This window comes from Microbacterium sp. HMWF026, from assembly GCF_003061325.1.
GTDB lineage: Bacteria > Actinomycetota > Actinomycetes > Actinomycetales > Microbacteriaceae > Microbacterium > Microbacterium testaceum_E.
The window spans coordinates 1-11,209 of record NZ_QAJB01000030.1; the positions used below are offsets into that span (position 1 = coordinate 1).

Annotated in this window: 12 protein-coding genes and 4 tRNA genes; 12 read left to right on the top strand and 4 right to left on the bottom strand. The window is 69.7% G+C overall.

Features of this window, described 5'->3' with window-relative positions; translation table 11 throughout:
* Positions 1 to 198: hypothetical protein (locus DBR36_RS17460; RefSeq protein WP_219927598.1), on the top strand; the 198-nt coding region annotated here is incomplete at its 5' end.
* A 30-nt stretch (positions 199 to 228) separates the two neighbouring features.
* Entirely contained in the window at positions 229 to 744 is a 516-nt protein-coding gene (locus tag DBR36_RS01340) for an ASCH domain-containing protein (RefSeq protein ID WP_258222504.1), read from the top strand.
* A 36-nt stretch (positions 745 to 780) separates the two neighbouring features.
* Here the strand turns inward: DBR36_RS01340 and DBR36_RS01345 are convergent.
* Positions 781 to 853, bottom strand: a tRNA-Val gene (locus DBR36_RS01345).
* Between the two features lie 151 nt (positions 854 to 1,004).
* On the opposite strand from DBR36_RS01345, the gene DBR36_RS01350 reads away from it, so the two are divergent.
* The 6 genes from DBR36_RS01350 (at position 1,005) to DBR36_RS01375 (ending at position 3,569) form a co-directional block, all read left to right on the top strand.
* A tRNA-Gly gene (locus tag DBR36_RS01350) sits at positions 1,005 to 1,077 on the top strand.
* A 65-nt stretch (positions 1,078 to 1,142) separates the two neighbouring features.
* Positions 1,143 to 1,213, top strand: a tRNA-Cys gene (locus DBR36_RS01355).
* A gap of 27 nt (positions 1,214 to 1,240) precedes the next feature.
* Positions 1,241 to 1,312, top strand: a tRNA-Val gene (locus tag DBR36_RS01360).
* Between the two features lie 841 nt (positions 1,313 to 2,153).
* Positions 2,154 to 2,567: a PPOX class F420-dependent oxidoreductase gene (locus DBR36_RS01365; protein ID WP_108317231.1), complete on the top strand. Its 414-nt coding sequence runs from the start codon at positions 2,154 to 2,156 to the stop codon at positions 2,565 to 2,567.
* Between the two features lie 186 nt (positions 2,568 to 2,753).
* The gene (locus DBR36_RS01370; RefSeq protein WP_108317232.1) at positions 2,754 to 3,137 is read left to right on the top strand and encodes an ATP-dependent DNA ligase; all 384 of its coding nucleotides are present in this window, start codon (positions 2,754 to 2,756) and stop codon (positions 3,135 to 3,137) included.
* Positions 3,138 to 3,176: 39 nt separating this feature from the next.
* The gene (locus tag DBR36_RS01375) at positions 3,177 to 3,569 is read left to right on the top strand and encodes a TIGR03618 family F420-dependent PPOX class oxidoreductase (RefSeq protein ID WP_108317233.1); all 393 of its coding nucleotides are present in this window, start codon (positions 3,177 to 3,179) and stop codon (positions 3,567 to 3,569) included.
* Between the two features lie 4 nt (positions 3,570 to 3,573).
* Here DBR36_RS01375 and DBR36_RS01380 read toward each other — a convergent pair whose 3' ends face one another.
* Complete coding sequence (locus DBR36_RS01380) at positions 3,574 to 4,725, bottom strand: SLC13 family permease (RefSeq protein ID WP_108317234.1); 1,152 nt, start codon at positions 4,723 to 4,725, stop codon at positions 3,574 to 3,576.
* An 82-nt stretch (positions 4,726 to 4,807) separates the two neighbouring features.
* On the opposite strand from DBR36_RS01380, the gene thrS reads away from it, so the two are divergent.
* The 3 genes from thrS (at position 4,808) to DBR36_RS01395 (ending at position 8,106) form a co-directional block, all read left to right on the top strand.
* Positions 4,808 to 6,793 carry a threonine--tRNA ligase gene (gene thrS / locus DBR36_RS01385; RefSeq protein ID WP_108317235.1) on the top strand — a complete coding sequence of 662 codons (1,986 nt, stop codon included), beginning with the start codon at positions 4,808 to 4,810 and terminating at the stop codon, positions 6,791 to 6,793.
* Positions 6,794 to 6,870: 77 nt separating this feature from the next.
* Positions 6,871 to 7,377 carry an HIT domain-containing protein gene (locus DBR36_RS01390; protein WP_108317241.1) on the top strand — a complete coding sequence of 169 codons (507 nt, stop codon included), beginning with the start codon at positions 6,871 to 6,873 and terminating at the stop codon, positions 7,375 to 7,377.
* A 123-nt stretch (positions 7,378 to 7,500) separates the two neighbouring features.
* Complete coding sequence (locus tag DBR36_RS01395) at positions 7,501 to 8,106, top strand: hypothetical protein (protein ID WP_108317236.1); 606 nt, start codon at positions 7,501 to 7,503, stop codon at positions 8,104 to 8,106.
* A 10-nt stretch (positions 8,107 to 8,116) separates the two neighbouring features.
* Here the strand turns inward: DBR36_RS01395 and pdxY are convergent, their stop codons facing one another.
* Both pdxY and DBR36_RS01405 read right to left on the bottom strand, forming a co-directional pair.
* Entirely contained in the window at positions 8,117 to 8,968 is an 852-nt protein-coding gene (pdxY, locus tag DBR36_RS01400) for a pyridoxal kinase PdxY (protein ID WP_108317237.1), read from the bottom strand.
* Complete coding sequence (locus DBR36_RS01405; protein ID WP_108317238.1) at positions 8,965 to 10,314, bottom strand: aminotransferase class I/II-fold pyridoxal phosphate-dependent enzyme; 1,350 nt, start codon at positions 10,312 to 10,314, stop codon at positions 8,965 to 8,967. Before DBR36_RS01405 ends, pdxY begins: the two co-directional genes overlap by 4 nt.
* Before the next feature lie 99 nt (positions 10,315 to 10,413).
* Between DBR36_RS01405 and pdxS the strand changes: the two genes are divergently transcribed.
* Positions 10,414 to 11,209 (top strand): pyridoxal 5'-phosphate synthase lyase subunit PdxS (pdxS, locus tag DBR36_RS01410; RefSeq protein ID WP_108317239.1); only part of this gene is annotated, 796 nt, incomplete at its 3' end.

Here is an 11,209-nt window from a genome sequence, read left to right on the forward strand (position 1 = left end):
GTCACGGGTGGGCTGCTCGGCGGCGCCGTCGGCGGGACGGCGGCAGCCGCCATACCCCGGGCGACGACAGCAGGGACGGGGATCGGGGGACTACGGGCACCCGTCGCGGGGACCGGAGCGACTCCCGCGAGCTCCCGCTCGCGCCTGGGCCAGCGTCGTCGTGACCTGCGCGTGGTGATCCAGGATGCCGACACCTGACCCGCGCGAGGCGTCTGTCAGCATGAGGGTGTGAGCACCACGCCCATCGAGATCGATCACGCCGCGGCCCTGCGGCTGTGGCACGAGTACGTGCGAGCCCGGCCGGAGGCGGCAGCATCCGATCCCGCCTTCATCGTCGAGCACTTCGGGGACACGCCGGAGCTGGCGGACGAACTGCTCGACGCGGTCGTGAGCGGGGCGAAGCGGGCGACGTCGGCGCTCGTGCGCGAGTTCACCGCCGAGGGGGACCCGCTGCCCCGCATCGGCGCGCATTGGATCGCGTGCGACGGGAGGGGGATGCCTCGCGTCGTCCTGCGTACCACCGAATTGCGGATGGGTGATTTCGACAGCATCGACGAGCGATTCGCTGCCGACGAGGGCGAAGGCGATCGGACGATCGAGCACTGGCGGGACGGGCACCGACGGTACTTCTCGCGCGTCGGTTCCGCGTGGCCGACTCCCTGGACCGAGAGCGACGACATCGTCTTCGAACGCTTTCGCGTCGTCTGGCCGCCCGACCTCGCGGATGCCGACAGCACCACATGAACCAGAAAGGCCCCCGGCGAACCGGGGGCCTTGCGGTGGGCGATACCAGACTCGAACTGATGACCTCTTCCGTGTGAAGGAAGCGCGCTACCAACTGCGCCAATCGCCCGCATCCCGAACGGGACTCATCGATCGTACCGGATGCCGAGACGTGCTTCGAACCATCCGGTGAGACACGCGCGGGCCGCGCCTCGTTTTGCGCACACGCTCAGATCGGGTAATGTCTTACGAGTGCTCGGGGCAAGCCCCGGGAACGAAATGCGGATGTAGCGCAGTTGGTAGCGCACAACCTTGCCAAGGTTGGGGTCGCGAGTTCGAGTCTCGTCATCCGCTCGAGTGGAGGGATCTCCGTCTGGGAAACCGACGGAGGATCAAGACACGTGGGTCGAACCACACACGGTGGCGTGGCCGAGCGGCTAGGCACCGGCCTGCAAAGCCGTTTACACGGGTTCGAATCCCGTCGCCACCTCAACTCACAACAGAACAGCCTGTATAGGCGCGATTGGCGCAGCGGTAGCGCGCTTCCCTGACACGGAAGAGGTCACTGGTTCGATCCCAGTATCGCGCACCGAATGAAACCCCCGGTTCTGCCGGGGGTTTTTTCGTTTCTCCACACCCCGGGGGTGACGACTGCCGCGAAGGGCAGCTGTCATGGGGCTGTTGGCGCACAGTCCTGCCAGATTGACGGGATGCCGGAGGAGTAGGGGTGGCAGCGGATCCGCGACGGAAACGCGACGATCTCCGTCGCGGCCGACGAGCCGATCGCCGTCAGGCGCGGCCCGGACGAATGCGAACGCGTGGCGACGTGCCCCTCTCGACCGGTACTGGACGGGCCCTTCCGAGGACCCGGCCTCCCTCGTCTCCGGTGTCAGCGAACCCCGCGTCGAGGTGCGGGGGGAGTGGCCCGCCACGCGCGTCGAGGTGAGCTTCCGCATCCGCACTTCACGAACGGGCGGATGCGGCGCGTTGTCCGGGTCTTCGACGCCGCAGGACGGTTCACGCCGCCTCCGTACGCATCGTTGCACCTCATGGAGGACCTCGCCACGGGCAGACTCCCGTCAACCGGAACGGCGGTCGACGGCGTGCTGGACATCTGACGCGGTGCACCAGCCAGGCGCCACGAACCGAGGCCGGGACGAGCAACCCCGCGAGCGGAGAGACGTCGCCTCGATCCGTTCCAGCGGGAGAGTGGCTGTTCCCGCCGCCAGAAAGGGGGGCTGCGGAGTGCCTGGCGGCGGGAACACCTCGACGTTAGGGCATGTCCCCCGAATGGGGGACACGAAATCCGGCATCTTGCGCAAGCGTTGCGCTGATCTTGCGGTGGCCCTGAGAAACCCGGCGGCCAGCACCCGCCGAGCCGTCGGGCGCAACCACCGACGAAGCAGCTACCCGCGCAGTAGCGTTGCGGCATGACGGTCCCCGACACCCATTGGCGCGAGATCGCGGCATCCCCCTTCGTCTCTCTCGGCACCTACCGACGCAACGGCGCCCTGGTCTCTGTGCCGGTGTGGATCGCGCGCGACGGCGATGAACTCGTCGTCACGAGCGAGCGCACCACCGGCAAGGTCAAGCGGCTTCGCAACGACTCGCGCGTTGTGCTGCGACCCTGCAGCCGCATGGGCGCCGTCGAGCCCGACGCCGTCACCGTCGAGGCGCACGGCCGCATCGCCGGACCGGCGACCGATGATGCCCGCGCCGATTCCGCCCTGCGCCGCAAGTACCGGTGGCAGTACACGGCCATCCTCGGGTTCGAGAGACTCGTGCGACGCGTGCAACGCAAGCCCGGCGACCGCGTGATGCTCCGCATCTCGCGACGCGACTGAGCCGCCCCTGCGGATGGGCCCGATTGCGACAGCGCCTATCCGCGAACCGCGGTGAGGGCAAGGGGGTTTGCGGTCCTCGCCCTTCCGCGGGACTCTGCAGGTACGACGGCCGCCACCCCCGGGCCTGCCGCGTTCGACTTCTCGCCTGGAGATGCGCACGACACGGGGGCCGGTTCAGGAGACGCCATGGGCAAGTTCATCTACGACAGCAACATCAAGGTCGATTTCGAGGACCGCCTGCTCGCCCACCTGCAGGCGGTGATCATGGCCAAGGTGCGCCGGGGCGAGAGCTTTCCTTTCACGTGGAAAGACGACATCAGCACCGGCGGCGGCCGCACGACGGTCTACATCCACCCGAACGTCTCGCTGGTGTTCAAGTACCACGGCAGCCGCAGCCCGCAGCTGAGTCCCGCGTGGCTGCACGCGCTCACCTACAACGCGAACTCCGGACGCGGGCTCTACGTCATCCCCGAGCCCGACGAATCGGCTCCGCGCGAGAGCGCGCCGCGCGAGGAGATGACTTTCCGCGAGGTGCCGAACGATCAGGTGCGCGCGCCCGCGCACTCCTGAACGGGGAATGCCCACCACTCGACGGTAGTTGTCGGCAGCATGACCGACTGGGACGACGCGAAGCCCTTCTTCGAGACGGATGCCGTGGCGCACCTGTCCACCCTGATGCACGACGGGTCGCCGCATTCGATCCCGCTCTGGGTCGGCGTCGACGGTGACCGGCTCATGATCTTCACGGTGACGGACACCCTGAAGGACCGCAACATCCGCCGCGACCCCCGCGTCGCGATCTCGGTGACCGGCGCCGACAACCCCTACGCATCGGCCTTCGTCCGCGGTGTCGCCGTCGAGCGCATCGACGGCGAGACTGCGCTGCCGTACGTCGACCGCATCTCGACGCAGTACACCGGAGAGCCCTACGACCTGCGCGAGGGTCTCGCGGTGTGGTTCATCGAACCGCGCAAGGCGTGGTCGCGCACCTACGAGGACTGAGCGCTCACCACACCAGCGGGAGCACGCCGAGCAGAAGGATCAGAGGAGCGATCACCGCGCCCAGAACGACGAAACGGCTCCACCGCACCTCGATGCCCGCGGCGACGAGCCGGTCGTGCCACAGCAGGGTCGCCAGCGACGCCCACGGCGTCACGATGGGACCGGCGTTGACCCCGATGAGCAGGGCGGCCAGACGCACGGGGGAGCCGGCGACCGACTCGAGGGCCAGGTAGGCGGGCAGGTTGTTGATGCCGTTGGCCGCCAGGGCCCCCACGCCCGCCAGCTGCCACAGCGACACGAGGTCGTCACCGGTTCCCGCGAGCACCGAGGTAACCCCGCCGATCCCGAGCGCCTCGAGTGCACCGACCGCCAGGAACAGCCCGCCCGCGAAGACCAGCAAAGACCAGGGCACCAGACGGATGCCGAGTGCTCCGGGCGCACGCACGGCGAACGCCGCGATGAGCACGACGGCGGCGGCGACGGCCGGCATCCACGGTTCCAGTCCGACGACCAGCAGCGGCAGCAGCGCGAGCGTGACGATGCCCGAGATGCGCAGCAGGACCCGGTCCGACACGGTGGGGGCGGCGGCGTCCGGGTAGGTGCGGGGGAGGCGGCGCAGGAAGACCACCGTCAGCACGACCACCGACACCGCGATCGCGATGAGGGCCGACGGCCCCAGGAGCGCCAGGAACGCGATCGGGTCGTGTCCCCCACCCAGGGCTTCGGAGGCGAGCAGGTTGGTGAGGTTCGACACGGGCAGCACGAGCGAGGCCGTGTTGGCCAGCACCACCGTGACGAACGCGAACGGCAGCGGGTCGAGCTTGCGCGCCACGGCCATGGCGACCACCACCGGCGTCAACAGCACCGCTGTGGTGTCGAGCGAGAGGAACGCCGTCGCCACGGTTGCCAGCCCCACCACCAGCACCCACAGCAGGGCGGTACGACCGCGCGCGAGCTTCGCCAGTCGCGCGGCGACGACGTCGAACAGTCCCGCCTTCGAGGCGAGCTCGGCGACGATCGTCACCGCCACGACGAACAGCAGGATGGGCCACACCCGGTCGGCGACGGCGAGGGCGTCGTCGGCGGGGAGGGCGCCGGTGAGCAGCGCCACGATCCCGAGGATCCAGAGCACGCCGCCGATGATGGCCAGAGTCACCGCTCCACTATGGGGCACGCGCGATGCGATCGCGGCCACGCCCGCCCGGTAGCCTGGAGCAGACCCCTTCAGGAGATGTTCTGTGACTGATTTCCCCGCCGATGGCTTCGCCCTCTTCCCCGACCGTTCGGTCGTCGCCCTGCGCGTCAACGGGGAGCTGAAAGACCTGGCCACGACCGTGACGGCCGACGACCAGGTCGAGCCGGTGACGATCGACAGCGCCGATGGCCTGTCGATCCTGCGCCACTCCACGGCGCACGTGCTGGCTCAGGCGGTCCAGCGTGTCAAGCCCCAGGCCAACCTGGGCATCGGTCCGCCCGTCACCGACGGCTTCTACTACGACTTCCAGGTCGACGAGCCCTTCACCCCCGACGACCTCAAGGTCATCAAGAAGGAGATGGAGCGCATCGTCCGCGAGAACCAGCGGTTCGTGCGTCGCGTCGTCACCGACGACGAGGCCCGCGCCGAGCTCTCCGACGAACCGTTCAAGCTCGAGCTGATCGGGCTCAAGGGCGGGTCCGCCGAAGCCGCCGAGGGCGCCTCGGTCGAGGTCGGCGCCGGTGAGTTGACGATCTACGACAACGTCACCCGCGACGGCGAGACCGCGTGGAAGGACCTCTGCCGCGGACCCCACGTGCCCGGTACGCGTCTGATCGGCAACGGGTGGGACCTCACCCGCATCGCCGGCGCCTATTGGCGCGGCAGCGAGAAGAACCCGCAGCTGCAGCGCATCTACGGCACCGCCTGGCCCACGAAGGACGAGCTGCGCGCGTACCAGCACCGCCTCGAAGAGGCTGCGAAGCGCGACCACCGCAAGCTCGGCAAAGAACTCGACCTGTTCTCGTTCCCCGACGAGATCGGCCCGGGACTGAGCGTCTTCCACCCCAAGGGCGGCATCATCCGCTACGAGATCGAGCGCTACATGCGCGAGCGTCTGCTCGCCAGCGGGTACGAGGTCGTCAACACCCCGCACATCACCAAGGGCGACCTGTTCATGACCAGCGGTCACCTGCAGTGGTACGCCGACGGGATGTACCCCCCGATGGTCCTGGACGAGGTGGTGGATGCCGACGGCCACGTCTCGCGTGAGGGCCAGGAGTACTACCTCAAGCCCATGAACTGCCCGTTCCACAACCTGATCTTCCGCTCGCGGGGTCGCAGCTACCGCGAGCTGCCGCTGCGGCTGAGCGAGTTCGGGTCGGTCTACCGCTACGAGAAGAGCGGCACCCTGGCCGGTCTGACGCGCGTGCGCGGCATGACCCAGGACGACACCCACATCTACGTCACGGCCGACCAGGTCAAGGGCGAGCTCACCCACAGCCTCGACTTCGTGCTGCAGACCCTGCGCGACTACGGCCTGAACGACTTCTACCTCGAGCTGTCGACGAAAGAAGAAGGCAACCCCAAGTTCATCGGCGACGACGCGCTGTGGACCGAGGCGACCGACACGCTGCGCGAGGTCGCCGAGGCCTCGGGCCTCGAGCTCGTACCCGACCCGGGTGGCGCGGCGTTCTACGGCCCCAAGATCTCGGTGCAGGCTCGGGATGCCATCGGCCGCACGTGGCAGATGTCGACCATCCAGCTCGACTTCAACCAGCCCGAGCGCTTCGAGCTCGAGTACACCGGGCCCGACGGCGAGAAGCACCGCCCCGTCATGATCCACCGGGCGCTGTTCGGTTCGGTCGAGCGCTTCTTCGCGATCCTGCTGGAGCACTACGCCGGCGCGTTCCCCGTGTGGCTTGCCCCGGTGCAGGTCGTGGCCGTGCCGGTGGCCGCGGAGTACGGAGACTACCTGCAGGGCATCGTCGCCGACCTCAAGACGCGGGGCGTCCGCGCCGAGGCCGACCACAGCGACGACCGCATGCAGAAGAAGATCCGCACGCACACCACGCAGAAGGTGCCGGTGATGCTGATCGCCGGAGAGCAGGACCGGTCGAACGGCACCGTGTCGTTCCGCTTCCGCGACGGGACGCAGCTCAACGGCATCCCGGTCGAAGAGGCCGTGGCCCGCATCACGGGGGCCATCGCTCAGCGCACCCTGGTCAACACCGCCGAGGACCTGGCGTGACCGACGCCCCGGACGCCGTCCCGGCCGACGCCTCGGCGCCGGCCGCGGACGGCCCCGAGCTCGTGGATGCCGCGACCATGGCCGGGGTTCCCGACGAGTTCCAGCGCCTGTGGACGCCGCACCGCATGGCCTACATCTCGGCCGGCCGCGAGCCGATGGAGAAGAACTGCCCGTTCTGCGCGGCCCCCGACAAGAGCGACGAAGACGGACTGATCGTCGCGCGGGGGAGGACGGCGTACGTCCTGCTCAACCTCTTCCCGTACAACTCGGGTCACCTGCTGGTCTGCCCCTACCGTCATATCGCCACGTACGACCAGGCGACAGATGAGGAGGTCGCCGAGATCGGCGCACTGACGCAGCGCGGCATGCGCGTGCTGCGCGCCGTGTCGAACTGCGACGGCTTCAACCTGGGCATGAATCAGGGTGCGATCGCCGGAGCCGGGGTCGATGCCCACCTGCACCAGCACATCGTGCCCCGCTGGGCCTCGGACGCGAACTTCTTCCCCATCATCGCCAAGACGAAGGCCCTGCCGCAGCTGCTCGGCGACGTCCGCCGCGCCGTGGCCGACGCCTGGGACGCCTGAGCGGAGCGCCGCCCTCCCGCCGCCGCACCTGCGTCGACCAGCACGCGTGTCGCGTGAGACGGTGCTCCCCCCGTTATCCACAACCCCCATCGACACGGTCGTCGGGATGACTACCGTGGGCGCATGCACGCCGCCACTCGCCCCGCCCTGCTGTCGCTCACGCTGGCCGCGATCCTCGTCGGCACGACCGGGTGCCTGGCGCTACCCAGCCCTCTCGACCCGGATGCCGCGGGGTCGGCGTCCCGACCCACGCCCGCCGCCGCGGACACGGCGAGTCCGAGCAACGAGGCGACGGCCGATCCCGACTCCTTCGAGGACGTCTTCGCCGAGCGCGACGAGTTCTTCCGCGAGCAGCAGCTGCCCACGGACGGCACCCCGCTGGTGGCGGTGACACCGGCGCAGCAGCAGTTCATCGCCGAGCAGCGCGCCTACGTGGAGCAGCAGGGCCTGTCGTGGTCCTCCCAGGACGAGAGCCTGGCCCTCGCCCTGGCCGGCGACGCCTGCGAGACGGCGATCCTGAGCCGTCACGAGGTGGACGCGTCCACCCTCATCGCCCACGTCTCGACGTCGCCGTTGTTCGCCCAGCTGATCCCCGCGGACGCGCAGGGCGAAGCACGCACCCAGGCCGAAGCGCCAATCGCGAGCGTGATGGTGTTCGGCGCGACCTTCCTCTGCCCCGAGGACGGCGACGCGTGGGTGGCGGCCTATCAGGACGTGTACGGCGGGTGACCCGGGTGGGTCAGCGCACCTGACGCACGGTGAACTGCAGCCGCGGGTGCGCGTACGCCTCTTGCGACTCGATCAGACGCAGTTCGCGCGAGCCCGCGTCGTACGTGTTCGAGAGCAGATCGAAAACGCTCGACGCGGTGCGCGCCAGTGCGTCGGCGGCGTCATTCGTGCGGCGGTAGTGCGCGGTGAACAGGGCCGCGGTCACGTCGCCCGAGCCGTTGGCCTTCATCGGGATGAGCGGGGTCTGGACGATCCAGGCACCCGCGTCGTCGACGACCATCATCTCGATCGTGTCGGCTTCGCGGTCGGGCCGCTCGACGCTCGTGACGAGCACCGTGCGCGGACCGCGGGCGCGCACCATGTCGGCCGAGGCGAGGGTCGAGTCGATGCTTCCCGGCTCGGTCCCGGTCAGGAAGCCCAGCTCGAACTGGTTCGGCGTGATGATGTCGGCGACGGGCACGACGCGCTCGCGCAGCAGCTCGGGGATCGCCGGAGCGACGAAGCAGCCCGACTTCGCGTTGCCCATGACGGGATCGCAGGCGTAGACGGCATCCGGATTCGCCTTCTTCACCCGCGCCACCGCGTCGATGATGACGTCGCCGATCCCCTCGCCGCCCTGGTAGCCCGAGAGCACCACGTCGATCTCGGGGAAGACACCGCGGTCCTCGATACCGGCGATCACCTCGGCGACGTCCGCGGGCGAGATCAGCGGACCGCGCCAGGCCCCGTAGCCGGTGTGGTTCGAGAAGGTGACCGTGTACACCGGCAGGACCTCGACGCCGATGCGCTGCAGGGGGAACACCGCGGCCGAGTTGCCGACGTGCCCGTAGGCGACGGCCGACTGGATCGAGAGAACCTTCATGCCTCGATCCTCCCACCTCGGGCGCCCGGTCGCCGCGCGGCCGAGACACCGGCGACAGCGGCGATGTCGTCGGCGAGAGTCCTCGCGGCGTCTTCGTCGAGGTCGTGCACGGTCAGGCGCAGGAACGAACCGCGCTCGCCCTCGCCCAGGAAGAACGGATCCCCCTCGCGGACCAGCCAGCCGCGGTGCATGAGGTCCTCGCGCACGCCCGCCGCCGGAACGGGCAGCGGCACCCAGAGGTTGAGGCCGTCGCCCGGCCGCACGGCGAGGCCGCGCGCGGTGAGAGCCTCGGCGAACGCCGCATTGCGGCGCGCGTAGTGCTCTGCGGCCTCTTCGATCCCGGCCCGCACCTCGTCGTCGGTGACGAGCGCGAGCGTCAGCCGCTGCAGGATGTGGCTCACCCAGGTGGTGCCGGGGGTCAGGCGCACGCCCAGACCGTCGGCGGTGTCGGGATCGGATGCCGTGACGGCCAGGCACGTGTCCGGGCCGAGGAACTTCGACATCGAGCGGATGCGCGCCCAGCGCCGCTGCGAAGGACCGATGACCGAGTGCAGCGGCGCGCGCGACAGGAGCGAGAAGTGATCGTCCTCGATCACCAGGACGTACGGATGCGCGGTCAACACCGCGCGCAGCTGCGCGGCGCGTTCCGCGCTCAGGCTCGCTCCGGTCGGGTTGTGGGCGCGCGGGGTGCACACGACCGCGCGTACACCCGCCGCCAGCGCCGCGCGCAAGCCGTCCACCGTCATGCCCTCGGCATCCACCGGTACGGGGACGGCGCGATATCCGCCGGTGCGGACCGTGTGCAGCGCCGAGAGGAAGCAGGGGTCTTCGAGGGCGACCGCGTCGTCGCGCTGCAGAGCCTGCGCCAGCAGACGCTCGATCGCGTCGCTCGCCCCGCTCGTGACCGTGATGCGCACGTCGTCCTGGGGGAGCTCCTCGGTCATCCACCCCCGGGCCCACGCCTCGAGACCCGGGTCGATCACGGGTTCTCCGTAGAGCACCGGGCGGGCGGAGCGCGCGAGGGCCGCGGTGGGGTCGGGGATGCGCGCGGGATCGGGGTTTCCGGTCCCGACGTCGCGCAGCACCGTGTCGGGCGCGTAGCCCTCTTGGGCGACGGCGGCGCGGTCGGCGACGCGCGTGCCTCCGCGCCCGCGCGCCTCGACCAGGCCGGCCTGCGCGAGCTGCCGGTAGGCCGCCACCACGGTGTTGCGGTTGACGCCGAGGTCGGTCGCGAGCGTGCGGACCGGTGGCAGCAGGGTGCCCGGCGCGAGCTCGCCGCGTTCGATGCGCGTGCGCAGATCGGCGGAGATCTCGGATGCCGAGCGCCCGGTGATGTCGATGGTCATAGGCCCCCCAGAGTACGACCAGCCTATGTCCTGAGCCATGCTACGGTTTGGCCTAAGCCAATAATCGCGCCTCCCGAGCGCGCACGGATCGGAGTGGACATGACCGACATCGGAACCCCCCGCGTCAAGCGCGGACTCGCCGAGATGCTCAAGGGCGGCGTCATCATGGACGTCGTCACCGCCGAGCAGGCACGCATCGCCGAGGACGCCGGCGCCGTCGCCGTCATGGCGCTCGAGCGCGTGCCGGCCGACATCCGCGCGCAGGGCGGCGTGGCGCGCATGAGCGACCCCGACCTCATCGACGACATCATCGCCTCGGTCTCGATCCCGGTCATGGCCAAGGCGCGCATCGGACACTTCGTCGAGGCGCAGATCCTGCAGGAGCTCGGCGTCGACTACATCGACGAGTCCGAGGTGCTCTCGCCCGCCGACTACGTCAACCACATCGACAAGTACAACTTCACCGTGCCGTTCGTGTGCGGCGCGACCAACCTCGGCGAGGCGCTGCGCCGCATCACCGAGGGCGCGGCGATGATCCGCTCCAAGGGAGAGGCCGGCACCGGCGACGTGTCCGAGGCCACCAAGCACATCCGCACCATCACGGGCGAGATCAACGCCCTGCGCGCCAAGACCAAGGACGAGCTCTACGTCGCCGCGAAGGAGCTGCAGGCACCGTACGACCTGGTCGTCGAGATCGCCGAGACCGGAAAGCTCCCGGTCGTGCTGTTCACCGCCGGGGGAGTGGCCACGCCCGCCGACGCCGCCATGATGATGCAGCTCGGCGCCGACGGCGTCTTCGTCGGCTCGGGCATCTTCAAGTCGGGTAACCCCGCCCAGCGCGCGGCCGCCATCGTCAAGGCCACCACGTTCCACGACGACCCCAAGGTCGTCGCCG